Annotated in this window: 23 protein-coding genes; 7 read left to right on the forward strand and 16 right to left on the reverse strand. The window is 64.4% G+C overall.

The window, feature by feature from the left end:
• Nucleotides 1-11 precede the first annotated feature (11 nt).
• Nucleotides 12-1,040 carry an IS110 family RNA-guided transposase gene (locus ACVMDN_RS26400; protein WP_057016162.1) on the reverse strand — a complete coding sequence of 343 codons (1,029 nt, stop codon included), beginning with the start codon at nt 1,038-1,040 and terminating at the stop codon, nt 12-14.
• Nucleotides 1,041-1,335: 295 nt separating this feature from the next.
• Between ACVMDN_RS26400 and ACVMDN_RS26405 the strand changes: the two genes are divergently transcribed.
• Entirely contained in the window at nt 1,336-2,130 is a 795-nt protein-coding gene (locus ACVMDN_RS26405; protein ID WP_057014912.1) for a substrate-binding domain-containing protein, read from the forward strand.
• A gap of 166 nt (nt 2,131-2,296) precedes the next feature.
• Here ACVMDN_RS26405 and ACVMDN_RS26410 read toward each other — a convergent pair whose 3' ends face one another.
• From ACVMDN_RS26410 to ACVMDN_RS26435, 6 genes are all read right to left on the reverse strand, one after another.
• Complete coding sequence (locus tag ACVMDN_RS26410) at nt 2,297-4,033, reverse strand: bifunctional protein-serine/threonine kinase/phosphatase (protein WP_076823993.1); 1,737 nt, start codon at nt 4,031-4,033, stop codon at nt 2,297-2,299.
• 60 nt (nt 4,034-4,093) lie between these two features.
• Nucleotides 4,094-4,912 carry a formate/nitrite transporter family protein gene (locus ACVMDN_RS26415; RefSeq protein WP_057014910.1) on the reverse strand — a complete coding sequence of 273 codons (819 nt, stop codon included), beginning with the start codon at nt 4,910-4,912 and terminating at the stop codon, nt 4,094-4,096.
• A 429-nt stretch (nt 4,913-5,341) separates the two neighbouring features.
• The gene (locus ACVMDN_RS26420) at nt 5,342-6,088 is read right to left on the reverse strand and encodes a transporter substrate-binding domain-containing protein (protein ID WP_083714860.1); all 747 of its coding nucleotides are present in this window, start codon (nt 6,086-6,088) and stop codon (nt 5,342-5,344) included.
• 157 nt (nt 6,089-6,245) lie between these two features.
• Entirely contained in the window at nt 6,246-6,671 is a 426-nt protein-coding gene (locus ACVMDN_RS26425) for a DUF4399 domain-containing protein (protein ID WP_028342408.1), read from the reverse strand.
• Between the two features lie 37 nt (nt 6,672-6,708).
• Nucleotides 6,709-8,253: an SUMF1/EgtB/PvdO family nonheme iron enzyme gene (locus ACVMDN_RS26430; RefSeq protein WP_076823988.1), complete on the reverse strand. Its 1,545-nt coding sequence runs from the start codon at nt 8,251-8,253 to the stop codon at nt 6,709-6,711.
• Between the two features lie 199 nt (nt 8,254-8,452).
• Entirely contained in the window at nt 8,453-9,643 is a 1,191-nt protein-coding gene (locus tag ACVMDN_RS26435; protein ID WP_456834838.1) for an MFS transporter, read from the reverse strand.
• Between the two features lie 74 nt (nt 9,644-9,717).
• On the opposite strand from ACVMDN_RS26435, the gene ACVMDN_RS26440 reads away from it, so the two are divergent.
• The 3 genes from ACVMDN_RS26440 to ACVMDN_RS26450 all read left to right on the forward strand — a co-directional run bounded on the left by ACVMDN_RS26440 (nt 9,718) and on the right by ACVMDN_RS26450 (nt 13,371).
• On the forward strand, nt 9,718-10,530 hold the full coding sequence (locus ACVMDN_RS26440; RefSeq protein ID WP_076824223.1) for an AraC family transcriptional regulator: 813 nt from the start codon (nt 9,718-9,720) through the stop codon (nt 10,528-10,530).
• A 158-nt stretch (nt 10,531-10,688) separates the two neighbouring features.
• On the forward strand, nt 10,689-12,041 hold the full coding sequence (locus tag ACVMDN_RS26445) for a malonyl-CoA decarboxylase (RefSeq protein ID WP_076823983.1): 1,353 nt from the start codon (nt 10,689-10,691) through the stop codon (nt 12,039-12,041).
• Nucleotides 12,042-12,195: 154 nt separating this feature from the next.
• Nucleotides 12,196-13,371 carry an IS481 family transposase gene (locus ACVMDN_RS26450; RefSeq protein ID WP_456834837.1) on the forward strand — a complete coding sequence of 392 codons (1,176 nt, stop codon included), beginning with the start codon at nt 12,196-12,198 and terminating at the stop codon, nt 13,369-13,371.
• Nucleotides 13,372-13,457: 86 nt separating this feature from the next.
• On the opposite strand, the gene ACVMDN_RS26455 is transcribed toward ACVMDN_RS26450, so the two are convergent.
• The 9 genes from ACVMDN_RS26455 to ACVMDN_RS26495 all read right to left on the reverse strand — a co-directional run bounded on the left by ACVMDN_RS26455 (nt 13,458) and on the right by ACVMDN_RS26495 (nt 23,246).
• Nucleotides 13,458-15,821, reverse strand: a complete 2,364-nt coding sequence (locus tag ACVMDN_RS26455) for a TonB-dependent receptor (RefSeq protein WP_141342800.1) — start codon at nt 15,819-15,821, stop codon at nt 13,458-13,460.
• 300 nt (nt 15,822-16,121) lie between these two features.
• Nucleotides 16,122-17,183 carry a hypothetical protein gene (locus ACVMDN_RS26460; protein ID WP_076823978.1) on the reverse strand — a complete coding sequence of 354 codons (1,062 nt, stop codon included), beginning with the start codon at nt 17,181-17,183 and terminating at the stop codon, nt 16,122-16,124.
• Between the two features lie 185 nt (nt 17,184-17,368).
• Complete coding sequence (locus tag ACVMDN_RS26465) at nt 17,369-18,538, reverse strand: mandelate racemase/muconate lactonizing enzyme family protein (RefSeq protein WP_076823976.1); 1,170 nt, start codon at nt 18,536-18,538, stop codon at nt 17,369-17,371.
• 135 nt (nt 18,539-18,673) lie between these two features.
• Nucleotides 18,674-18,940, reverse strand: a complete 267-nt coding sequence (locus tag ACVMDN_RS26470) for a DUF3297 family protein (RefSeq protein ID WP_016848389.1) — start codon at nt 18,938-18,940, stop codon at nt 18,674-18,676.
• Complete coding sequence (locus ACVMDN_RS26475) at nt 18,937-19,413, reverse strand: glutathione peroxidase (protein WP_456834836.1); 477 nt, start codon at nt 19,411-19,413, stop codon at nt 18,937-18,939. The genes ACVMDN_RS26470 and ACVMDN_RS26475 overlap by 4 nt, the downstream gene beginning before the upstream one ends.
• A 1-nt stretch (nt 19,414) precedes the next feature.
• On the reverse strand, nt 19,415-20,806 hold the full coding sequence (locus ACVMDN_RS26480) for an amidase family protein (RefSeq protein ID WP_141342801.1): 1,392 nt from the start codon (nt 20,804-20,806) through the stop codon (nt 19,415-19,417).
• A 71-nt stretch (nt 20,807-20,877) separates the two neighbouring features.
• Nucleotides 20,878-21,444: a c-type cytochrome gene (locus ACVMDN_RS26485; RefSeq protein ID WP_076823972.1), complete on the reverse strand. Its 567-nt coding sequence runs from the start codon at nt 21,442-21,444 to the stop codon at nt 20,878-20,880.
• A 111-nt stretch (nt 21,445-21,555) separates the two neighbouring features.
• Nucleotides 21,556-22,827: a PQQ-dependent sugar dehydrogenase gene (locus ACVMDN_RS26490; protein WP_141342802.1), complete on the reverse strand. Its 1,272-nt coding sequence runs from the start codon at nt 22,825-22,827 to the stop codon at nt 21,556-21,558.
• Nucleotides 22,828-22,988: 161 nt separating this feature from the next.
• Nucleotides 22,989-23,246 carry a DUF6894 family protein gene (locus tag ACVMDN_RS26495; protein ID WP_028332662.1) on the reverse strand — a complete coding sequence of 86 codons (258 nt, stop codon included), beginning with the start codon at nt 23,244-23,246 and terminating at the stop codon, nt 22,989-22,991.
• A 326-nt stretch (nt 23,247-23,572) separates the two neighbouring features.
• Here ACVMDN_RS26495 and pqqA point away from each other — a divergent pair, with 326 nt between their 5' ends.
• The 3 genes from pqqA to pqqC all read left to right on the forward strand — a co-directional run bounded on the left by pqqA (nt 23,573) and on the right by pqqC (nt 25,517).
• Nucleotides 23,573-23,653: a pyrroloquinoline quinone precursor peptide PqqA gene (gene pqqA / locus ACVMDN_RS26500; protein WP_035635412.1), complete on the forward strand. Its 81-nt coding sequence runs from the start codon at nt 23,573-23,575 to the stop codon at nt 23,651-23,653.
• A 158-nt stretch (nt 23,654-23,811) separates the two neighbouring features.
• Nucleotides 23,812-24,741 carry a pyrroloquinoline quinone biosynthesis protein PqqB gene (gene pqqB / locus ACVMDN_RS26505; RefSeq protein ID WP_076823970.1) on the forward strand — a complete coding sequence of 310 codons (930 nt, stop codon included), beginning with the start codon at nt 23,812-23,814 and terminating at the stop codon, nt 24,739-24,741.
• A gap of 20 nt (nt 24,742-24,761) precedes the next feature.
• Nucleotides 24,762-25,517 carry a pyrroloquinoline-quinone synthase PqqC gene (gene pqqC / locus ACVMDN_RS26510; protein ID WP_076824217.1) on the forward strand — a complete coding sequence of 252 codons (756 nt, stop codon included), beginning with the start codon at nt 24,762-24,764 and terminating at the stop codon, nt 25,515-25,517.
• Nucleotides 25,518-25,581 lie beyond the last annotated feature (64 nt).

Consider the following 25,581-nt stretch of genomic DNA (forward strand, 5'->3'; position numbering starts at 1 on the left):
GCTGCTCCTGGCTAGATGGCCTTGGTCATCGGGTTGAACGGTTTGGTGTCGGCGAGCATGCGATGCAGGATCACGGCGAGCTTGCGAGCCAGCGCTACCTTGGCCTTGCGCATGCCTGCGCGCCGGGCGATCCGCATCGCCCAGCTCTTCAATGCCGAGCAATTCTTGACCGGCTTGGTCAGCATGACGTGAGCTGCCTGGTAGAGTGCCTCGCGCACGGAGGCATCCCCGATCTTGCTGATGCGGCCGGTGTAGTCGGTCTCACCGGACTGGTACTTCTTCGGGGTGAGCCCAAAGTGGGCTCCCGTGGCCTTCGAGGAGCGGAAGCGCTTCGGGTCGTCGATCGCCGCGGCATAGGTGAGCGCCACGATCGGACCAACGGACGGCGTTGTCATCAGGAGCTTGGCGGATGGATGCGTCCTGGCGAGCTTCTGGGTGTGCTTGTCCAGGCTCTTGAACTCCCGCAGCAGCACCGCATGGGCTTGGAGCAGCGCCGCCGCGACCAACTCCAGTCCGGGATGGCCGGTCACGAGCTCGCGGATGCGTCCGGCGAACGTGCGCTCGGTGGTCGCACCGACCTTCAGGCCAAAACCGCGAAGTATGCCGCGCAGGCTGTTCTCGACATCGCGAAGCTTGGATTGCAGCAGCTTGCGCGCCGTCAGGATGGCGCGGGTCTCCTGCGCCGCGACCGACTTGCAGTGCACCGGCCGGAACCAGCCGAGCCGCATCAACTGCGCGATCCGGCGGGCATCGTTGCGGTCCGTCTTCACCGGCATCGACTTGAAGGCTTCGCGAACGTGCCGCGTTTCCAGCAGCTCGACCGCAAGCCCTGCGTCTCGCAGACCCGCATACAGCCATTGCGACAAGGGGCCTGCCTCCAGCCCGATCCGTTCCAGTACCAGACCCAGCGACCGGAACCAGGCGATCAGCGCCGCCGGCTCGCTCGCAACCTTCGTCTCGCGCAAAATCTTGCCTGTCCCATCGACAAGGCAAACGCTCGAGCATTCCAAAGACACGTCAATTCCTGCATAGTGGTACATGGTCGTCCCTTAATGATGCTTGGAGCGGGCTTGCCCGACTCCGTTGAACACCATCAGTTTGAGGGACGACCGCCTTCCAACCAACAGGCCGCTCGCGAGCGCGCTTCCAAATTGCGCCGTAGCGAGCGGGCGGCCGGCCCGTTACCCCATCTACGAAATCTCGCCTCCTGACAATGCTCCATCTGCATCGTTGCGCGCTTCGCAAAGACGCTGCGGCTAGCCATGCATCCCATCAGGCAGTAGTCTCCCCCGCCACGACGACCCGCTTCCGAAGAATCGTCCAGGGAGAAACTCCATGCGCGCGCCCACTGCCTTCCGTGCCCTCACGCTCGCCCTGATCGGCGCCCTCGCCTTCACCTCAGCCGTATCCGCCGCCGAAGTCCATGTCATGATCTCGGGCGGACTGACGGCGGCCTACAAGGCGCTGGTGCCGGAGTTCGAACGCAAGACCGGGCACAAGGTGGTGACCGCCTTCGGGCCGTCGATGGGTACCACGACGAACGCCATTCCGGTGCGGCTGGAGCGCGGCGAGCCGGCCGACGTGCTGATCATGGTCGGCTATGCGCTCGGCGATCTCATCAAGCAGGGCAAAGTGCTGGCCGACAGCCGCGTCGACCTCGTGAAGTCGCCGATCGGCATCGCGGTGAAGGCCGGCGCACCAAAACCGGACATCGGCTCGGCCGACACCGTCAAGCAGGCGCTGCTGGCGGCGAAGTCTGTCGCCTATTCCGACAGCGCCAGCGGCGTCTATGTCTCGACCGAGATGTTCGCAAAGCTCGGCATCGCCGATCAGATGAAGGACAAGGCGCGGATGATCCCGGCGACGCCGGTCGGCGAGATCGTGGCCAAAGGCGAGGCCGAGATCGGCCTGCAGCAGATCTCCGAGCTGAAGCCGGTCGCCGGCATCGACATCGTCGGCCCATTGCCGGAGCCGTTGCAGAAGATCACGGTATTTTCCGCCGGGATCGCGACGGCTGCAAAGGAGCGTGAGGCCGGCAAGGCGCTGATCAGCTTCCTCGCCTCGCCGGACGCGCGCGACGCGCTGGTGAAGAGCGGCCTCGATCCGATTACGGCGGGTGGGACGCATTAGCGGCGTCCGACTCTCTCCCCGTTCTACTCCCTCCCCGTCATTCTGAGGAGCCCGCACTTGCGGGCGTCTCGAAGGATGCACGGCCCGGCTGGTGGCCGTCGACCCTTCGAGACGCGCGCAAGTGCGCGCTCCTCAGGGTGACGGGACTAGATGGCGAGTAGATACACTACCGCCAATGATGCGCGCCGTAGGCGAGCAGCAGCACCACGACCAGCGCCAGCAACAGCGTGGTCGACTTCCAGAACAGCACCGGGTTGCGCTCGATCAGCGGGGTCGATGACGTCGTCAGATATTTTGCGTTGGGATTGCGCAGGTCGAACAGGAACTCCGAAAAGCTCTCATAGCGCTTGAGCGGGTTGGCATGCACGGCGCGCTCCAGCGCGCCGTCGACCCAGCCCGGTATCTCGCGCCCGCGATGCGCGGCCGGACGGTAGACCAGCCGGTTGAAGTCGGATCGTGTCCGGGCCCGCGCGATCTGCGCGCCATAGGGCAAGCGTCCCGTCAGCATCTGGTAAGTGACGACGCCGAGCGAGAACAGGTCGGAGCGCGCGGTGCCGCCCTCACCGAGGAAATATTCCGGCGCGGTGTATTGCTGGGTGCCCAGGATGTCCTCGACGCCCGCCGGCGCCGCCTCGCCGACGCCCGCGATCCGCGTCGAGCCGAAATCGATTATCTTCACCGTGCCAGTCCTGTCGATCATGATGTTGTCGGGCCTGACGTCCTGGTGCAGCATCTCCTTGCGGTGGAAGGCGCGCAGCCCTTTTGCAATTTGCTCGGTGATGCCGCGTACCGTCTCCAGCGACGGCGCTGGATTGTCCGTGATCCACTGCGTCAGGGTCTGACCGTCGATATATTCCATCGTGACGTAAAGGAAATTGCGCTTGCGCTGCGGCAAAAACGGCTTCAGCACATGCGGGCTGTCGATCCGCCGGGCGACCCATTCTTCCATCATGAAACGCTTCAGATAGGCCGGATCGTCGCGCAGGTCGATCGAGGGGATCTTGATCGTGACCGTGGTGGCGCTGTCCTCGTCGACCGCGAGATAGATGTGGCTGCGGTGCGATGCGTGGAGCTCGCGCACGATGCGATAGCCGTCGAACAGCATCCGTGCGTCGAGCAGCGGCGGCAGCGGCAGTTCGGTCGGCTGGCCGAACACCTCGCCGGCATCGCCGTCGGGCAATTCGTCGATCCGGACGATCTGCACGGTGAGATTGTCCGGGCTGCCGTTCTCATAGGCCTGCTCGACGATCGATTTCGCCGCAGCATCGAGAGACGCGGCACCGTCCTTGATCGTCTTCGCCAGCTGCCGCGCCGGGACATGCTCGTAGATCCCGTCGGTCACCAGCAGGAAGATGTCGCCGCGCTCCAGCGGGAGCGCCTGGTAGTCGATCTCGAGCTGCGGGTTCACGCCGAGCGCGCGGCCAAGATAGCTCTGCTGCGAGGAGATCACGACGCGGTGGTCGTTGGTCAGTTGCTCGAGGCTGTTGCCGGCGACGCGGTAGATCCTGGAGTCGCCGACGTGGAACAGGTGCGCCGTGGTCGACCGGATGACCAGGGCGCTCAGCGTGCAGACGTAACCCTTGTCCTTGTCGTAGGGATTCTGGCTGCGCCTTGTCTGCGCGTGCAACCAGGAATTGGTCGCCTCCAGCACGCGCTGCGCCGAGCTCTTCACCGACCAGGATTCCGAGGTGCAGTAGTAGTCGGTCAGGAAGCTCTTGACCGCGGATTCGGCGGCGATGCGGCCGACGCTGCTCGAGGAGATGCCGTCGGCAAGCACCACCGTGATGCCCTTCAGGCCGAGCAGCGGCTCGCCGGGGATCAAGGCGCCGTGGAAGTCCTGATTGGCGTCCTTGCGGCCCTGATCAGAGAATTGCCCGACCGATATTTTCAGCGCGCGCGGCATCGACCGTCCCAAAGCCAATGGGGACCTCCGCGACAGGAGAGCCCCATAAGTCGTCGAGGATCAAGCCGCGAGGCGCTGGCGCTTCGGCGCCGTCTTCACATGCGTGGTGTAGAGCGTGAGCCCGGTGAAGGCGAGGCCGCCGGCGAGATTGCCGAGCACGGTCGGGATCTCGTTCCAGATCAGGTAGTCCATGATCGAGAACTTCGCATGCAGCATCAGTCCCGACGGGAACAGGAACATGTTCACCACCGAATGCTCGAACACCATGTAGAAGAACACCAGGATCGGCATCCACATCGCGATCACCTTCCCGGGCACCGTGGTGGAGATCATCGCCCCGACGACGCCGGTCGAGACCATCCAGTTGCAGAGCATGCCGCGGATGAACAGCGTGGCCATGCCGGCCGCACCATGCGCCGCGTAGCCCAGCGTTCGCGCCTCGCCGACGTTGCCGATGGTCATGCCGACCTTGTCCGGCTCCTGCGTGAAGCCGAACGTCGTCACGAACGCCATCATGAACGCCACCGTGAGCGCGCCTCCGAAATTGCCGATGAACACGAGAGCCCAGTTGCGCAGCACGCCGCCGAGCGTAACGCCGGGGCGCTTGTCGAGCAGCGCCAGCGGCGAGAGCACGAACACGCCGGTCAACAGATCGAAGCCCAGCAGATAGAGCATGACGAAGCCGACCGGAAACAGCAATGCTCCGACAAGCGGCTGACCCGTATTGACGTTGATCGTCACGGCGAACCAGGCTGCCAGCGCGAGGATCGCGCCGGCCATATAGGCGCGGATCACGGTGTCGCGGGTCGACATGAAGATCTTGGATTCGCCGGCATCCACCATCTTGGTGACGAATTCGGACGGAGCGAGATAGGCCATTCGTAAAATCCCCTTGCGCAATTCGGCCGCGCCGGTTGCCTGCCGGAAGCGACGCGGGTTGGTTGAAATGCTCGTCCGTCCGGGGAGATGGGGCTGCGACGATTGCTCGAGACGCCCGGGCCGGGCACCTTGATCCCCTCGCCTCGGCCAGCATTGGCCTTGGCAATCCGGAGGACGGCAGTCGTCATTGACTGGTGCAATCAAAAGCAATGGATGTGCCAAGCGGCGACGCTGGCGGTTGGCATTAAATCCCCGTCAATACAACGAGTTAGGCTGGTGGCGCAGGAACCGCACGGCGCGATGGCGCGGAATTATGCAGCATGCCCAGATGTCGCCCAGAGGATGCGCGCCCCTCCATCACCGTCATCCCCGCGCAAAGGCTTCGCCTTTGCGCGGGGTAACGGGGAAAGAGTCGATACGCGCGCTACTTCACTTCGCCTCGGTGCGGACCGGCGCGCCCTTCAGCCCGTTGTTGTCGTAGGCCTTGCGCAGCGTGCCGTTGGCGATCGCCTCCGTCATGAACCTGGTGGCGAAGGCCGCGGCGAGCGGATGGTTGAGCGGCACCGCGACCGCGGTGACGGTCTGCTTGAAGGTCTCGTCCAGCACGCGCGTGCCCGGAATCTTCTTCGCCATCGCATTGAGTTGATCGCGCGACAATGCGAAGGCGTCGATCTCGCCACTCTTCAGCAGATTGAAGATCTCGTCATAGGTCTGATAGCCCGTGACCGTGGCGTGTTTGAGATGGGCGATCGCGCCGCGCATCGTGGTGGTGGCATTGACGGCGGCGACCTTGACGCCGTCCTGGTCGAGCGTGGCGAAATTCGTGATCGTCGAGCCGGGCTTGACGATATAGGTAGCGTCGGCAACCTCATAGATCGGCCCGAACGTCATCTTGGTCTCGCGCTCGGAATCCCTGGGCAGGAAGGTGATGTCCCAGGTGCTCTTGGCCGCCGCCTCGGTGATCTGGCCGGAATTCTGGTGCACGACATATTCGACGGGGATGCCGAGTTGCGCCGCCATCTCGCGGCCGAGATCGACGGGAACGCCCGCATAGCCGTTCTCGGTTTTGGTCGACCAGAACGCGCCGCCGGCCGGGCTGATCGCGATCGCGACCCGGAGCTTTCCGGTCGGCGCGATCTGATCCTTCAAGGCGTCGGCATCCGCTGATGTGGCCATGACAATCACTCCCAAAACGAGGCCGGCCAGACGCAGCAGTCGAGACGACATCAGACTTCCTCCACGCCGAATCTTGCTATCCGGCAGGCGCGCAACAAACCGCACGGCGCGGCCTTGTGCAAGCGCCGGTTCCCGCAAGGGAGCTATCCGTATCGGCCTATCTGACCCGGATGGTGATTTTTTCGGAGACGACCGGCGGGCTGAATGGATAGTGCTTGGCGTCGCCCAGCACCAACTGCAAGGTGTGCTTGCCGGGCGCCAGGTCGAGCTGCGTCTCGGTCTGGCCGGCACCGAAATGCAGATGAGACTTGTCCGACGGGATCGGCTCATTCGGGTTCAACGGCTCATTCACGTCGATCAGAAGATGGTGATGGCCGCTGTTCGGGTAGTCGTCGCCGGCATGGGTGACACCCATGTTGCGCAGCCCAAAGCGGCACCAGAACGGGCTTTTGAGCTTGGCGCCGTCGCGCGGCCAGATGAAATACAGCTTGGTGTCCTTGCCGGCCGGCTTGTTCTGCGCGTCGGCCGGAGCCGCGAACAGCGTCAGTGCCGCGGCGAGCATGATCAAGCCTGCACTTTTCATAGCCCCTCCATGAAGCCTGGCGATCAGGGATGATCGCTCAGGGAGACAGCGCGACCCGGAAACCGTGGGTCGGATAACGGACATTGGTGTCGTAATTATCGCGATTGGCCGGACGCACATAGCGTGCGTCATTCTTCCACGAGCCGGAGCGGATGACATGGGAGGCGCAGTCGCCGCCGGACCAGACCGCACCGTCGGTCGGCGCGCCCTGGTAATTCCTGTGCCAGCAATCCTCGACCCATTGATCGACCCCGCCGCCCATGTCGTAGAGGCCGAACGGATTCGGCTTGTAGCTGCCGACCTTGACCGGCTGCTCGGCCGAACTGTCGCCGCCGCAATCCTTGCATCCGGCGTGGCCCGATTGCACCTGGTCGCCCCACCAGTACTTCGATTGCGTTCCGCCGCGCGCCGCATATTCCCACTCGGCCTCGCTCGGAAGCCGGTAGGCCTTCTTGGTGCGCTCGGCGAGCCACGTCACATATTGCTTCGCATCGCTCCAGCTCACATTGGTGACCGGAACGTCGTCCTTGCCGCTGGCCGTGAAGCCACAGGCCTTGGCCGCCGCGCAGGCGTTCCATTCGCGGACCGTGACCGGATACTTGCCCATGGCAAAGGGCTTGACCATCACCCGGCGGATCGGCCGCTCCGACGGATCGTCATTGCTTCCCATCGAGAAACTGCCGGCTTGAAGCGAGACCAGTTCGGGTTCCGGCAGGTCTGGGGTGGGGCTCGCGGAGGGCGCGGGTTGAGGCGACGCTTGCTGCGTCGGCGCCGCCGGGGTCGGACTTGCGGTTTGGGTCGGAGCCGGGCTTGGTGCCGGCGGCTGAACGGCAGGCGATGCCGTCGGTGCCGGAGGCGCCTGCGCCACATCGGCCGGCTTGCCGCGCGGTTGGGCGAGCAGATACCACAGCACGCCGCCGGCGATGATCGCGACCGCCAGTCCGAGCAGCGTGAGCAGGACGGACTCGCGGCGCCTGCGCGTCCGTTGGTACGCGGCTGCATCCGGCAGGACGCGATAAACCCGGACCGGATCGGTGATGTTCTTGACCTTGCGGTCGCCGAGCGATTCGTATCCGCAGACCATCTTGTGCTTGATCTGCTCGTAGATGCCGCCGGAGATGAAGACGTCACCCGGCGCCGCGATCCCTTCCAGACGCGAGGCCACGTTGACGCCGTCGCCATAAATATCGTCGGGCTCGATGATGACGTCGCCGAGGTTGACGCCGATCCGGTACTCGATCCAGTGATCTCTCGCGATCGCCGCGTTGCGGCCGATCATGTTCTGCTGGATCACGATGCTGCAGCGGACGGCCTCGACCGGACTGTCGAACATCGCGATAAAGCCGTCGCCGGTGGTCTTGACCAGCTTGCCGTGGTGCTCGGCAATTGTGGGCTCGATCAGGTCGCGCAGGGTCCGCTTGACGCGCGTATGCGTGCCTTCTTCATCGAGCTGCATCAACCGGCTGTAGCCGGCGATATCGCCCGCTACGATCGCGGCGAGGCGCCGCGGCATTGAATCGCCGGGAGGCTGTGTATTGTCGGGCTGTGACCGGCCTGACTTGAAGTCGCGAATTTCTCCCATAGCGCTCCGGCTGCTCCGCAAAGACGTGTTCAAGGCGCAACCGGCGCCTTCGTCCCCGAGGCCCGCTTGAACCTACCACACCTGCGGGTCGGAACAAAGTTCGCGAAGCGTGACCATGTCACGGTTATCCGCCGTCGGTCGAGGCCCGCCGGTCGGGCACGCCTCGTCGCAACGTTAAACGGGCGGCAAAACGCCTGCGTCAGCCCGCCTGCGCGGCCGGGGTGCGGATCTCACGCGGCAGGATGATCGCGGCGGCGATCGCCAGCAGGCAGAGTGCCGCGAACGCGCGCAGCATCATCGAGAAGCCGCCCTGGTCGTACAACCATGCCACCAGGCCGACGGACGCGCCGGCCGCGGTGAAGCCGACGAAATAGCGCACCGCATAGGCGCGCGAGCGCCATTCCTCGGTGGTGTACTTGCCGACCATGGCATCGTTCACCGTGACCTGGCCGAACGCGCCCATCACGATGCCGATCGAGACCACGATCAGCGGCAGGTTGTTTAGGCTCGCCGCCAGATAAAGGAACGGCGCCAGCAGGAACGACAGCGGCAGCGCCACCGTCTTCAGCGAATATCTGTCGAGCAGCTTGCCGATGGTGTACTGCGTCATCGCGCCGAACACATAGATTCCGGCCGCGATCACGCCGAGCAGCGCCGGGCTCTTGGTCAGGTCGGCGAGCCGTTCGGCGAACAGCTTCGGCAGCGCCACCGTCACCGCGTTGAAGGTGGTGGAGATCGCGATCACCACGATCAGCAGCGACAGCACCACCCGCCACATGTCCTCCTTGGCGACCCGCACCTGCGCTGCCGCCTGCCTGGAGCCCTTGCGGTCCTCATGCACCACCGTCATCGCAAAGGCGATGCCGATCAGCACGGTGACCGTGCCGGGCACGATGAAGGCCCAGCGCCAGCCGAGATACTGGCCGATCACGCCGGTCACCAGCGCCGACGAGGCGACGCCGAGATTGCCCCAGACGCCGTTGATCCCCATCTGGGCGCCGAGCTTCTCGGCATAGGACACGATCATCGCGGTGCCGACCGGATGATAGATCGAGGCGAAGACGCCGATCGCCAGCAGTGCGGCGCCGAGCTGCAGCGGTGTCTGCACGAAGCCGACCGAGATCATCGACAGGCCGATGCCGACGAAGAAGATCACCATCATGTGGCGGCGGCTCCAGCGGTCGCCGAGCCAGCCCGTGACCAGCGAGCCGGCGCCGAAGGCGATGAAGCCCGGGGTCGCATAAGGCAGGAGTTCCGAATAGGCCATGCCGAGCGCCGGACCCATGATGATGACGGCGGCGGCGAAAATCAGCATCGCGTAGTGATCGATGAAATGGGCGGCGTTGACGAAGGTGATCACCCGGCTGGGACTGTTGCTTGGACTGTTCATCGGCACGTCTCTCACGCGATTCTTCAATTGCTCGAAAATAGGTTATAGGTGCTTGTCCTGACGGGATGTCGCCAATGACTATCGCTGAGCCGCCAATAAGAGCCCTCCACCAGGACCGGCGCGTCACCGGGGACGGCGTGCATCTGGTGGCGCGCAGCTACCGCAAGGGCGTCCGGCTCGACCCGCACCTGCACCGCGAGGCACAGCTGGTCTATGCCGCCAGCGGCACCATGCAGGTGACGACGCCGAAGGGGCGCTGGCTGGTGCCGCCGGACCGCGCGGTGTGGGTCCCTGCCCTGCTCCCGCACGCGATCGACGTGCTTGGCGACATCGAGATGCGCACGCTGTATTTCGACCAGGCCTGGCTCGCGCGCGAAAAGCGCAGTGACAGCCTCGACCACGAATTCGTGGTGCGGGTGTCGCCGCTGGTGCACCAGGCGATCCTCGCGCTGTTCGACGCCTCATGCGGACGCGAGCGCACCGATCTGTTGATTCGCCTCGTGATGCTGGAGTTGCACCAGGCCGAGGATTCCGCGACCTTCATCCCGCTGCCGCAGGAGCCGCGCTGCCGCCGCGCCGCCGACCTCGTGCTGGCCGATCCGACGCAGGACCACGACATCGACGCGCTGGCGCGCACGGTCGGCACCTCGGCGCGGACGCTGTCGCGGCTGTTCTCGGCTGAGACGCAGCTCTCGTTCAAGAGCTGGTGCCAGCGCGCCCGCATCGCGGCCGCGATCGAGCGCCTGTCGAGCAGCGCGAATGTTTCGGTCAAGCAGGTCGCCTCCGACCTCGGCTATGCCAGCGTGCCGGCATTTTCCCACGCGTTCCGGCAGGTTACCGGCAAGACACCGACCGCGTTCGCGGAGAAAACGTGCGAGAAAACGTGAACCGGGTTTGTCACCGGGCGCAGCGACGACGAATTATACCGCTGTCGCGCTGCGACATATTTCCGTACGATCCATGCGCTTGATTGCTGTGCTCCCGACCTTAAATCCCGTGTAAGGTCCGGCTTCATTGGATACGACCTGCTGGATACGACCTGCTCATGGCCAATGCCTTCTTCTCCGATCTGCTCTCGACGATTTCCGAACGCGGCCGCGTCCTGCTCGGCCGCGCCAGCCCGGCCGACGACAAGCAGGATGCTTCCGAACTGCTGGAATTGTGCGAGGCGCTGTTATCCGGCCGCGGCGAAGCCTCCGGCACCGCGATGGCGCGCGAAGTGCTCGACCGCTACCACCACCTCGATGCCGCCGGGCGGCTGTCGTTCTTCCAGACGCTGGCCCGCGATTTCGGCCCCGATCACGCCAAACTGGCGCAGGCGATCGAAAGCTGGCGCGCCAAAGCCAATGGCGACGATGCCAGCGACCTGCATTTCGCGTCCGAGCCGCGCCGCCAGGAATTGATCCGCCGGCTCAATCGCGCGCCGGGCGGCACCGGCGAACTGGTGTCGATCCGCTCGGATCTGCTTTCATTGATGAAGGGCAACAAGGACCTTGCCGCGCTCGATCGCGACGTGGTGCATCTGCTCTCGTCCTGGTTCAACAGGGGATTCCTCGTGCTGCGCAGGATAGACTGGTCGTCTCCGGCCAATATTCTGGAGAAGATCATCCGTTATGAGGCCGTACACGAGATCCGCGATTGGGACGATCTGCGCCGCCGCATCGATCCGATCGATCGCCGCTGTTACGCCTTCTTCCATCCGGCGCTGGCCGACGAGCCGCTGATCTTCGTCGAGGTCGCGCTCACCGAAGCCATCCCGGGCGCAATCGCGCCGCTGCTGGCCGAAGAGCGCGAGCCGGTGCCGGTCGAGCGCGCCCGCACCGCGGTGTTCTATTCGATCTCCAACACCCAGCGCGGCCTTGGCGGCATCTCCTTCGGCAGCTTCCTGATCAAGCAGGTGGTCGAGGAGCTGCGCCGCGAATTGCCGAAGCTCGACAACTTCGTGACGCTATCGCCGGTGCCGGGCTTCATGCAGTGGGTCAAGCAGGCCGACGACGTGCCGCTCACCGAGGAGGACCGCCGGCTGCTGGAAAGCCTCGGCAAGCCCGACTGGTTCGAGAACGCCGAGCTCGCGACCCAGCTGCGCGCCGTGCTGGAGCCGCTTGCCGCCTACTATTTCCTGAAGGCGCGCACGCCGAAGGGACGACTGATCGATTCGGTCGCGCGCTTCCATCTCGGCAACGGCGCACGCTTGGAGCGGATCAACTGGCTCGGCGATCTCTCGCCCAAGGGCCTGCGCGAATCCGCCGGCATCATGGTCAACTACCTCTACCGCCTCGACGACATCGAGAAGAACCACGAAGCCTACGCCAACAATGGCGAGGTGATCGCTTCGAGCGCGGTGAAGAAGCTGTTGAAGGGCGAAGGCCGGCGGCTGCTGGACATGCGGTTGGGGTGACAGGCCAACCCCTCTCCACGTCATTGCGAGCACACCTCTCTACCGTTGTCATGGCCGGGCTTGTTGTTTAGCCCGGACAGATCACTGACGGGTGTTCGGAGACATAGCTGACACATCAACATTGGCTGGATTGGTCCGATTCGGGAGGCCGTCCATGCCGTGGAGTGAGGTGTCAGTAATGGATCAGCGCCACGAGTTCGTGCGGCTGGCATTGCAGGAAGGCGCCAACCGGCGCGAGCTGTGTCAACGGTTCAACATCAGCCCTGACGTTGGCTACAAATGGCTGCGGCGCTGGCAGGCTGGTGATCGGGAACTGGCTGACCGCTCCCGGCGTCCGCATGCGATGCCCAAGCGCAGTGAGGCTGCCATCGAGGAGCAGGTGCTTGCGGTGCGCGACAAGCATCCGGTCTGCGGCGCGCGCAAGATCGCCCACTGCCTGAAGCGGGACGGCAAGACGGTGCCTGTGCCCTCGACGGTGCACCGGATCCTGTGCCGGAACGGCCGCGTCAAGCCGAGCGAGAACGCGCCGCCAAATCCAGGGCACCGCTTCGAGAAGGAAGCTCCCAATCTACTGTGGCAGATGGACTTCAAGGGCCACCTGCCGCTCGCCGACGGAACGCGGTGTCATCCGCTAACGATCGTCGACGATCACTCGCGCTATGTCCTGTGCCTGAAGGCCTGCGCCGACGAGCAGCGTTTCACCGTGCAGGATCACTTGACGACGACGTTCCGCTGCTATGGTTTGCCGGAGGCCTTCTACACCGACAACGGCTCACCATGGGGCGATACGTCCGGCATTCGCTGGACCGGATTGAAGGTCTGGCTGCTCAAGCTTGGCGTCAGGGTGGTGCATGCCAGGCCTTGCCACCCGCAGGCCCGCGGCAAGAACGAACGCTTCCATCGCACCCTGAAGGCCGAGGTCTTTGCGATGCGCCGCTTCCGCACCCTACCGGAAGTCCAGCGTGCCTTGGATGCCTGGCGGCCGATCTACAATCTGCAGCGCCCTCACCAAGGCCTTGATATGCACGTTCCCGCCGATCGCTTCCGACCCAGTGCCCGCGCTATGCCGGCCCGCGTCCCGAAAATCGAGTACGACAGCGGCGAGACCGTGCGCAGGGTCTCATCGACGAGGCCCTACATCTCCTTCAAGGGACGCTTCTGGAAGGTTCCACAGGCCTTCGCGCGCGAACGGCTTGCCATCAGGCCGCTGGATCGCGACGGCCATTACGGCGTCTTCTTCGCCAGCTGGCAGGTCGCATCAATCGACTTGACCAACCGCCAACCTGTCAGTGATGTGTCCGAACAGGTGTCAGCCATGTCCCCGGACTAAACACTTGTCCCGGCCATCCACGTCTTTCTTGTAGACCGCGGCAAAGACGTGGATGCCCGGGACAAGCCCGGGCATGACGGTGAAAGCTAAAACCTCGCCCGCGCCATCAGCCTTACCGTGCGGCCCTGTCCCGGCGAGATATTGTTGTTGCCGTCAGCCGACGCCCAATAGCCCTTGTCAAAAATGTTCTCGACGTTGAGCTGGGCGCTCCAGGTCTCGTCGATCTTGGCGTAGATCGCCGCATCGAAGCGCACGAAGCCCGGCAGCCGCACCGTATCGTCGGACGAGGCGAAGGAATCGCCGAAATAGATCACGCCGAGCGCAGCCGCCCACATCGGCGTGAACTGATACTTGTTCCACCAGGCAAACTGATTGTACGGCACCAGCTGGACGCGGTTGCCGGGCACGACGGTCGCCGAGGTGGCGCCGGTGATCTTCGCGTCAGTGTAGGCATAGGCCAGCGACGACTGCCATTGCGCGGTGACATAGCCGGTCAGGCTCGCCTCGACGCCTCGCGTGAGCGTGCTGCCGGAGGGGAAGAAGAAGCCGGGATTGTTGCCGTCGGCGATCGGCTGGTTGGTGCGGTTCAGATTGTAGACCGCGGTCGAGAACAGCAGCTTCGGATTGATGTTCCACTTCATGCCGAGCTCGACATTCTCGAAGCGCTGCGGCTGCAGGATCAGGGTGCCGTCGTTCAGCGCGCTGAACTGGTCGCCCGAGGCCGGCAGGAAGGAGACGCTGTAGGCGGTATAGACCGACATCGAATCGATCGGCTTGATGATCAGGGCGCCCTGCGGCGACACCAGATTATCGACGCGATTGCGATTGATGTTGGTGTTCATGTCGGTGGCCGACATGTCGTAGCGATCGAACCGGGCGCCGGCGATGATCTGCACGGCGCGCGAAATCTCGATGGTGTCCCTGAGATAGCCGGACTGAATGTTCAGCGCATAGCGGCTGTTCGAATCGGGCGTGGTGACTCCGTCGCTGTTGGTGCCGGTGAAGTGGTGAAGAAACGTCACCGGGCCGAAATAGGTCGGCGCGAACGGGTTCTGCACGATGGTGTTGGTGCCGTTCGGGAACACGCCGGTGTTGCGGATATCGACGCCGGTCTGCCGGCCGAACTCGGTGCCGAAGCCGACGGTGTGGAACAGCGGCCCGGTCCAGGCCTTGTAGGTGAAATCGGTCTGGTTGAAGACATTGTCGCGGTTCGTCGTGTGCTGATAGGCGCCGAGATTGACCGCGGTGTCGGCAGGATTGACCGCGCCGGCGAGCGGACCGCCCGTTGGATAGACGTTCTGATAGAATTTCTGGTAGTCGGCGGCGATGGTGCCGTTGCGCACCGTCAGCCCGTTCTCGAAATCGTGCTCGATGATGGCCATGCCGGTCTGCACCGTCGCCTGCGCAGTGTTCAGGCTTGGGCTGCCGAAGAAGGTCGAGAAGTCGCCGTTCGGCGCGAACGGCGTGGTCGGGTTGAAGCGGGTCGCGCCGCCCGGCAGACCCTGCGAGGGATTGCCGCGATCGGCGGTGCGCTCGTCGTGAAAGTACTCGTAGCTCAGTTTGATTTTGGTGTTGTCGTCGGGCTTCAGCGTCACCGTCGGATTGATGCCGTAGCGCTCCAGATGATTGAAATCGCGGAAGGCGTCGGCACCCTCGTAGAACACGTTGAGCCTTGCTGCGACGTTGTCGTTGATCGCCTGTCCGGCATCGAGGCTGACGCGGCGATCGCCCCACGAGCCGGTCTGCGCCGTCGCCTCGTAGACGCGGTTGCCGTCGGCTTCCTTGAGGGTGCGGTTGAGCAGGCCGCCGCCGGCGCCGCGGCCGAAGGTCAGCGCGCTCGGCCCCTTCAGCACCTCGATGCTCTGGGCGTTGTACATGTCGCGGAAATACTGCACGTCGTCACGAAAGCCGTTGACGAAGAAGTTGGCGCTGGAATCGACGCCGCGGATCACGAGTTCGTCGCGATTGCCCTCGCCCTGATGCACGGCAACGCCGGGGACATAGCGGGTGACGTCGGTGAGGCCCTGATAGTTCTGGTCGCGGATCTGCTCCCGCGTGATCACGTTGAGCGATTGCGGGATGTTGACGATGGCGGTGTTGGTCCTGGTCGCAACCGACGTGCTGTTGGCGAAATAGCCCGATGTGCCGGTGCGGGCGTCCTGCGATTCCGCGAACGGTTTTGCCGCCGCCGCGGGCGCGATCCGCCGTGCCGTCTGGGTGCGGCGGCCTCGTGCTGCGGCGGTGTTACGCGATGTCGATGGTGCGTTGCGGCGACGTTGCGTGGCCGGCGCGGTGACGGTCACCGGCGGCAGCGACGAGGCGCCGGCCTGCGACGGCGCCGATTGCGCCTGTGCGGCAGACGTTGCGAGCGGAACGCTCAGCGCGAGATAGCTCGCCGTGAGCAGCGCAAGCAAGACAGTGCGACGATGGGCTTGTGTTCTTGATGTCATGACGTCGTCCCCAAGCAACTCTCGCCTTCGTTGAAGGCGATGCGCCGTCCTCTAGAGAGGTGAGGCGCTGTGCGTCCAGACGACGGGCGCGAGAAAATTTTTGCGTGACTACGGAATAAAATCGCGACGAATGGACGCGGATACACCTCGCGGCGAGCGCAGGGTTGGAAAAGTCAAGGATGCGAATGGTTTCTGTCGGCTTCCGGATTTGCGCCCGGAAACGAAGAGCGGCGCTTGCGCGCCGCACTTCTTGTAGCAATTCCAGATTGTAGCGGTTCTAAAACGATCAGGACGTCGCGGTCATGCGGTTGCGGACCGCGGCCGCAACCCCGCCGGCAGATGCGCATCGATCCAGCCAGTGATCGCACGCTCGTTGCGATGGTAGAGCAGGCCTGCGGCGATCACGGCAATGCCGATCAGCGACAGCGAGAACGGAAACCACAGCGAGTCCTTGAAGACGACGTCGGCGAGATGGCCGAGATAGAGGCAGATGCCGAACGCGCCGAACACCGCATAGGCGCGCCGCATCAAAATCACGGCAATCACGATCAGGCCGACACTGAGCAGGCAATACACCGCCTTGCTCAATTCGGTTGAGCCTTCGGTCGCGCTAATTCCGCCCCAGAACGCCATCAGGCCGAACAGATGCAGCCAGAACGCAAAGTCGCCGTTGCGGCTGCGATAGTCCACGATCCAGGCGACCGCGAGCACGGCAAGCCCGAACCAGATCGACACCCTGCGGCGCATCTCGAAATCGGCGTGAGCCATGCCGCTGAACCACGGCGCCAGGTCCATCGACATGAACCACAGCGCGACCGAGATGATCGCGACGATGAAAGCGAAGCGGTAGTAGCGCAGCGCGACGATGCCGGCGGCGACGGTCGCGATCTCCATGAAGATCCAGCTGCCCTTCACCCAGACGTAGAAGTCCTGCACGGTTCCCGGCTTGCCGAACTTGCCCCACCAGCCAAGCTCGTCCTGGATGCCGTAGACCGCGAGCGGCGCCATCGAGACCGCGATCGCGATCAGCAGGCCGCCGGGAACCCGCAGATTCTTGGCGTGCCAGAGGTGGTGACCCGCCACGCTGAACCCGACCGCATAGGCGATCGCGCAGGCCGTGAGCGCGCGGCCGCCCATCTGGGTGAAGGCCAGGGTCGAGAACAGGCCCATGGCACCGATCACAATGAGCGCGCCGGCGTACCAGAGCACATGCGCGGCATCGAATTTGGCGGCGGGACTTGCATCGCCCGCCGAACCCTGCCCGGCGCTGCTCGCTAGGAAAGCGAGCAACCGTTCCAGATCGGCCGGGCTGATCACCCCGGCATTTGCGGCGTCCCGGAGATCCTTGGCTGAATATGGCATGCGGCTATCCTCACGGCCGGTTTTTGCGCCTGCTCCCGATCATCCGGGACAAAGACGCCCTGTTCTCATGAGTATATCCGGAAATGAGCAATGTTCAATAATTTCCTGAGCGTCGCTCACGAAATTTGGCGAGCAAGCTCGGGCCCACCCCGCGCCCCCGGCGGATTGGCAATCGCTGGCCGGACTTAGTCCGCCAGCGCCTTCATCTCCTTGTAGAGATCGGATTTGCCCTCGAAGCCGATGCCGGGAAGGTCGGGCATCACGATGTGGCCACCCTCGACGCGCACGCCGTCCGGGAACCCGCCATAGGGCTGGAACAGGTCGGGGTAGCTCTCGTTGCCGCCGAGGCCGAGGCCGGCCGCGATGTTGAGCGACATCTGGTGGCCGCCATGCGGGATGCAGCGGCTCGGCGACCAGCCGTGGGTCTTCAGCACCTCGAGCGTGCGCTGATACTCGCAGAGCCCGTAGGACAGCGCGCAATCGAATTGCAGCCAGTCGCGGTCCGGCCGCATGCCGCCGTAGCGGATCAGGTTCCGCGCATCCTGGTGGCTGAACAGGTTCTCGCCGGTCGCCATCGCCCCCGGATAGAACTCGGCCAGCGCGGCCTGCAGCGCGTAGTCGAGCGGGTCGCCGGCCTCCTCGTACCAGAACAGCGGATACTCGCGCAGCATCTTGGCGTAGGCGATCGCGGTCTCCAGATCGAAGCGGCCGTTGGCGTCGACCGCAAGCTGCGCCGCGCTGCCGATCTCCTTCAGCACCGCCTCGATGCGCTCGCGGTCCTCGGCAAGCGGCGCACCGCCGATCTTCATCTTCACGACGTTGTAGCCGCGGTCGAGATAGCCACGCATCTCCTTGCGCAGCGCGCCGAGGTCCTTGCCAGGATAGTAGTAGCCGCCGGCTGCGTAGACGAAGACGCGCGGATTGGCGGTGAGGCCGTGGCGCTCGGCGAGCAGCCGGAACAGCGGCTTGCCCGCGATCTTCGCCACCGCGTCCCACACCGCCATGTCGATGGTGCCGACCGCGACCGAGCGCTCGCCATGGCCGCCCGGCTTCTCGTTCGACATCAGCGTCGACCAGACCTTGTCCGGATCGAGATTGCCGCCATCGGCATCGAGCAGCAATTTCGGATCGGCTTCCTTGAGGCGCGGCGCAAAGCGCTCGCGGATCAGACCGCCCTGCCCGTAACGGCCGTTGGAATTGAAGCCGTAACCGACCACCCGCTTGCCGTCGCGCACCACGTCGGTGACCACGGCCACCAGGCTCGAGGTCATCTTGGTGAAGTCGATATAGGCGTTGCGGATCGGCGAGGAGATCGGCTTGGTCACCTCGCGGACGTCGACGATACGGACGGACATGGGGGGCTTTCTAAGTTGGGTTTGCCGTCCTCTCCTCGTCATTGCGAGGAGCGAAGCGACGAAGCAATCCATTTCTCAACGAGCGGAGACGTGGATTGCTTCGCTTCGCTCGCAATGACGGCAGAGGAAGCGGCTTCAGGACTTCGCCTTATCCCGGAAATACGGCTCGACCGGCCCGTGCACCTTGATGGTCAGCGGATTGCCGTAACGGTCCTTGGCATTGCCGGCGGTGACGCGGACCCAGCCTTCGCTGATGCAGTACTCCTCGACATTGGTCTTCTCGGCGCCTTTGAAGCGGATGCCGACATCGCGGGCGAGAATATCCGCATTGTAGTACGGGCTGTTCGGATCGACCGAGAGGCGGTCGGGGAATTGGTCGTTGGTGTCGTTGTCGTCGCTCATAGCAGCGCCTCGATGTCCTTCCTCAATCCTTCGGGCCGGGCGGTCGGCGCATGCCGCGCCACGACCTTGCCGGCGCGATCGACCAGGAACTTGGTGAAGTTCCATTTGATCGCGGGCCCGAGCAGGCCCGACTTCTCACGTTTCAGGTGTTCGTACAATGGATGCGCACCTGAGCCATTGACGTCGATCTTGGCGAACATCGGAAACGTGACGGCGTAGTTGGTCTCGCAGAACGCGGCGATCTGCTTCGCATCGCCCGGCTCCTGCGCGCCGAACTGGTTGCAGGGGAAGCCGAGCACGGCGAAGCCGCGCGGCGACAGGCCGGCGTGCAGCTCCTGCAGGCCCTTGTATTGCGGCGTGAACCCGCAGACGCTCGCCGTGTTCACGATCAGCAGCACCTGGCCCTCGAACCGCTGCAGCGGCACGTCGTCGCCGGCGAGCGACTTGGCGGTGAAATCGTAAACGGTCGCCATCTCAGCTGACCGGATCGATCGGCGACGACGGCGTGCCGCCGGCCTCGACCGCCTCACCAGCGGCAAGGCAGAGATCCTCGCGGTAGCGTCCGGCCACCAGTTGCACGCCGACCGGGATCCGTCCGACGAGACCGGTGGAGACCACGAGCCCGGGAAGCCCCATGAACGGGATCGCAATCTGCGGCAGCTGCGCGTGCCACACCCGCGCGAACGACGCCTCGTCCTTGCGGTCGAGATGGTCGGGGAACGGCAGCTCGCCGGACACCGGCATCAGCAGCACCGGATATTTCTCGAAGAAGGCGAACCATTCGCGCGTCAGGGTCGCGCGGCGGGTCAGTGCCTGCGACAGGTCGAACGGATGCACCCGGGCGCGGACGCCGCGCAGGCAGGCCAGTGCGCCGGGATCGCCCTCGCGCTCGGCGAATGCGAGCTGGGCCTCATAGCCGTCGCCGAGCCAGAGCCGGGTCTGGATCTCGGCCGCCTCGCGCAAGGACGGCGTGTTTGCAATTTCCTCGACGATCCAGCCGGCCTTCTGCAAGCGCTTGCCGGCATCGGCCACCGCGGCGACCACTTCCGGCACCGGATTAAGACCGTCGGGATTGAGGCACATCGCAACGCGCTTCTCGCGCGGCGGGCCTTCGAGCGGCACCGGCGCATACCAGGGGTCGCGATAGTCCGGCGCCGACATCGCCGCGAGCGAGATGCGCAGATCGTTGATGGTGCGCGCCAGCGGGCCCGACACCGCGCTGATCTGCGGGCCGATCGGCCGCTCCGGCAAAGCCGAATTGAAGGCCGGGATACGGCCCATGCTTGGCCGCAGGCCGTGCACGCCGCAGGCATAGGCCGGATAGCGCACCGAGCCGGCGATATCGGTGCCGTGAGCGATGTGGCCGATGCCGGCCGCGACCGCCGAACCCGCGCCGCCGGACGAGCCGCCCGGGGTGATGCCGGGATCGCGCGGGTTCTTGGTGTCGCCGTGAATGAGGTTGGTGGTGAACCAGCGATAGGAGACCGCCGGACAATTGGTGCGGCCGAGCAGCACCGCGCCGGCCTTGCGCAGATTGGCGACCACCGGATTGTCGACCCTGGCGATGACGTCGCGCTGTGCCTTCAGCCCATTGGTGGTGGCGTAGCCCTCCTGGTCGACATTGACCTTGATGGTGACCGGCACGCCGGCGAGCGGCCCGACCGCCTCGCCGCGCGCAATGGCCGCATCGATCTTGGCCGCCTGCGCCAGCACGTCGTCCGGCCGGTGATCGACCACCGCGTTGAGCTTCGGGTTGACCGCGTCGAGCCGGGCGAGCCCCGCCTCCGCCGCCTCCTTCGCCGACACCTTCTTCGATCTGATGAGGCTGGCGAGCTCGGCCGCCGACAGACGCCAAATATCCTGCATGTGCAACTCCGTGTGACGCTGCGTTTTAGCGCCGCGCGGAGAACATGGCCAGCGGTCCGCCGCCTGATGTTTCAGCGGACATGCGCGATGTAATAGGCAAGGTCGCCGATCTGCTCCTTTGTGACCGTTTGCATCACGTCGGCCATGGTGGCGTCATAGCCATGGCGGCTGTTGTCCTTGTATTCGGCCAGCGTCTTGGCGAGGTAGTCCTCGCGCTGGTTGGCGATGCGCGGGACATTCTCCTTGCCGGAGAAATCGGTGTTGTGGCAGCTGTTGCAGCGGTTCTGCTGCGCCAGCGCCTGGCCCCGCGCCATCCGCGCCGGATCGCCGGCGTCAGCGGGCGGCGTGGGCTTCGGCAAGGTCGCGATGAAGTCCGAGAAGCTGCGCAAATCATCGTCGGTCAGCGGCTTCGCCATCTCGTTCATCGGGTCGAACACCCGCAGCTTCTCGCGGAACATGAAGAGCTGGATCAGCGCATAGGGCGCCGTCTGGCCGCCAAGCGACGGCGTGTTCTCGGTCTCCGACGTGCCATGCTCGCCATGGCAGGCAAAGCACGCCGCGGCGCGCTCCTGGATGGTCTCGGCATTTGCGGAAAGAGCGGATGCAACCAGGAGCACAGGGATCATGAACTTACGCATCGGCTGCTCCTGACTTTCAGTGTCATTCCGGGGCGCCCGAAGGGCGAACCCGGAATCTCGAGATTCCGGGTCTGGTGCTGTCGCACCAGCCCGGAATGACGTTGGTGGTTGTTACTGATTGGCGACCTTCGGCTTGCCGTAGCTGACGCGATAGACCGCGCCGTTCCAGTCGTCGGAGACCAGCAGCGAGCCGTCCTTCAGCAGCATCACGTCGACCGGGCGGCCGACATACTTGTTGTCTTCGAGGAAGCCGGTCAGGAACGGCTCTATCGACTTCACGGTGCCGTCCTTGTTCAGCCTGACGGCGACCACGTCACCACCCTGCTTCTGCGACTTGTTCCAGGAGCCGTGACGCGCGACGAAGATCACGTTCTTGTAGGTCTTCGGGAACATGCTGCCGGTGTAGAAGCGCATGCCGAGCGACGCGGTATGCGGGCCCATCAGGCCGACCGGCGCGGTGTAGTCCTTGCAGGTCTTGCCCCAGCCGAGCTCCTGGTCGATGATGTTGCCCTGGTAGCAGTACGGCGCGCCGAAATCCTCGCCCGCCTTGGTGATGCGGTTGAGCTCGTCTTCCGGCACCGTCTCCGACAGCCAGTCGCGGCCGTTGTCGGTGAAGTACATCTGCTTGTTCTCGGGATTCCAGTCGAAGCCGACCGTGTTGCGCACGCCGAGCGCGTAGACCTCGGCGCCGGAGCCATCGAGATTCATGCGGCGGATCTGGCCGTGGTCGGCATCATGCAGCACGTTGTTGCCGGGCTGTCCGACCGGAACATAAAGCTTGTTGTCGGGACCGACGGCGATGAACTTCCAGCCATGCGCCTCGTCCTTCGGCAGCTTGTCGTAGATGACGGTGGGCTTCGGGGGGTTATCCAGATTGTCCTCGATCTTGTCGATCTTGGAGACCTTCGAGAGTTCGGCGATGTAGAGCGTGCCGTCCTTGAAGGCGACGCCGTTCGGACGATAGAGACCGGAGGCGATCACCTTGACCGAGCGCTTGCCGTCCTTGTTCACGATCGCATAGACCTTGTCGACGAGGCGGCTGCCGACGAACACCGTGCCCTTGTCGCCGAGCGCCAGCGAGCGCGCATTGGCCATGCCAGCCGCATAGACCTCGACATTGAAGCCGGCCGGCGCCTTGAGCTTGGCGAGCGGCAGCTTGTCGGGCGCGGACGGCAGCGGCGGCGGCGCCACCGGCGCGAGCTTGGCGGCGGCTTCATTGTCGGGACGCCCGATCAAGGGCGAGCCAGGCGGCAGCGGCTGGGCGGCAGGGGCGGCACCTGCCGCCGGCGCGGCCGGCTGTTGCGCCGCAGCAGAGAGCGTGAACGCCCCGAGCATGGCCCCCGCGAGCAGCAAGCTGCGCGGTGCGAACGAGTGTTTTTTCATGAAGATCTCCCCTGGGTGGAAGCCGTTGTTGATTGCGCCATTGACATCGCCCGGCGCCGTTCGGCTTTCCGTTCATAGTCTTGCGAATTTGTCCGGACAATTGCAATCGGAAGCATGCCGGACATCGGCCAACGCATGGTTGTGGCCGCGCGGGGCCAGCGTCAGTGCCTTGTCATCGAGCGGTCCGGGCGATCGAGGATCGCCTCCGTGAATGGAAACTCCAGCACGACCTCGCCCTCGTCGTCGGTCACCTCGATCACGGCGCTGAGCAGCGCGCCGTCGGCGCCCTCGGTCTTGAGCAGTTCGCGAATCATCGCGCGCGCCATTTCCCACGCACGATCCGGGTCCCGCAGGATTTCGCCGTCGGGATCGGAGATCAGCTCGTCGCCGATACGGGTGTTGAAGAAATAGCGTGGCATCGGCTGAACTCGGCTCGGTTAGTCGCCTCCCGTCGCGGGGAAGCACAGGATCGTCACCGGGACCTTCGGAGGACCGCGGGGCTGCTGTTTACTTATTCCAACATCACCATTCACCGTGTGGCTAACAACAGGAAAAAGGTCTGATGCCACGGGCTTTTGACGGGAAACGCGCGCACAAATTTGTGAGTGGGTAAGATTTGCTTGCCGCAGTGCAGCATGCCCTTCGAGGCGGCACCTTACAGAAAATTTAACTGGCGAACTTTTCCAACCACAGTAGTTTAGCCTGCAGGGCGGAAAGTTCGTCCGGTTGCAACAAGGAGAGCCAAATGGCCTGGAAAGCACCGAAGATCGTTGAAGTGTCGGTCGGCATGGAAATCAACATGTATATGTGCGCAACCCGCAAGTAAGCGGCAGCGCCCTCTACACGTTTAGCGTTTTAGCGCAGGTGGACATCCGGGCGTAACGCGCTCCCGACCAAGGGAGTGTGTTTCAAATCCGGAGTCCACCTCGTAACGTTTCTGGGTCCAACAAACTTCTCCAGGCCAAGCTTCTCAGGGGACGGATCATGCTTCGTGTCGTCGTCCTGGGTGCCGCGGCGGGTGGCGGCGTTCCGCAGTGGAACTGCGGCTGTGCCGTCTGCAGGACGGCGCGAAGCGACCACCCCGAACTGCAGAGCACGCAAGCCTCGATCGCCGTCAGCGGCGATGGTGTGCACTGGTTCCTGGTCAATGCGTCCCCGGATCTGCGCCAGCAGTTGATTGCCACGCCGCAGCTGCATCCGAAGCACGGCGCACTGCGCCACAGCCCGATCGCGGGCGTCATCCTCACCAATGGCGAGATCGACGCGGTCGCCGGGCTGCTGTCGATGCGCGAGGGTTCGCCGTTCACGATCTACGCGCATGAGCGGGTGCTCGCGATCCTGCGCGCGAACAGCATCTTCAACGTGCTCAGCGACAAGAACGTCGACCGCCGGCCGATCGCGGTCGACCAGGCCTTCGAACCGGCCCTGCCCGACGGATCGCCGTCCGGGCTCGAGGTGCTGCCGTTTGAGGTTCCCGGCAAGGGCGCGTGGTATCTTGAGGGCAAGGCGCATCCGGCGGGCGCCGACGGCGTCGGCGATACGCTCGGCCTGCGTATTGCTGACCGGCGCAGCGGCAAATATTTCTATTTCCTGGCCGCCTGCGCACGGGTGACTGACGATCTGAAATCACGGCTCAAGGGCGCCCCGCTGGTGTTTTTCGACGGCACGGTGTGGCGCGACGACGAACTGATCGCGGCGGGCCTTGGCAACAAGACCGGCCAGGGCATGGGCCATATCGCGATGTCGGGCGATCAGGGTGCGATCGAAAGCCTCGCCGGGCTCGACATCGGACGAAAAGTGTTTTTGCATATCAACAACTCCAACCCGGCGCTGCTTGGGACCTCGGCCGAACGCAAGGCGGCCGAACAGGCGGGCTGGCAGATTCCCTCCGACGGAACGGAGATCGTGCTGTGAATGTCGTGCTGACCTCAGGAATGACCGCGCTCTCGATCGGCAAGGGCATCACGCTCGACACTGCCGAGGAGATGGAGGCGACGCTGCGCACGATCGGTGCCACGCGGTATCACAGCCTGCACCCGTTCCACCGCCTGCTGCACGGCGGCAAGCTCAACAAGGGCCAGGTCCAGGCCTGGGCGCTGAACCGCTATTACTACCAGAGCACAATCCCGCTGAAGGACGCGATGGTGATCTCGCGCTTCCGCGACCGCAACACAAGGATCGAATGGCGCCACCGCATCGAGGATCACGACGGCGATGTCGGCAATGAAGGCGGCATCGAGCGCTGGCTGAAGTTGACAGAAGGCCTCGGGCTCGACACGGCCTATGTGGAGTCAACCGAAGGCATTCTGCCGGCGACGCGCTTCGCCGTCGAAGCTTATGTGCATTTCTGCCGCGATCGCACGCCGCTGGAGGCGATCGCCTCCTCGCTCACCGAACTGTTCGCGCCGAACCTGCACGAGGAGCGCATCTCGGGGATGCTGAAGCACTACGACTTCGTCAACCCCGACATCATGAGCTATTTCAGCCGCCGCCTCACCCAGGCGCCGCGCGACGCCGGCTTCGCGCTTGATTATGTCAAGCAGCACGCCAAGACGCCGGCGGAGCGCGAAGCGGTCTGCAACGCGCTGATCTTCAAGACCAACGTGCTGTGGGTGCAGCTCGACGCGCTGTATCATGCGTATGTCGACGGCCAGATTCCGCCCGGCGCGTTCGTGCCGAAGACAGGTTAGAGCATGATCCGGAAAAGTGGGAGCCGGTTTTCCGAAAGATCATGCTCAGACAAAGAGACTTAGA

This window comes from Bradyrhizobium sp. USDA 4510 (genome assembly GCF_054059095.1).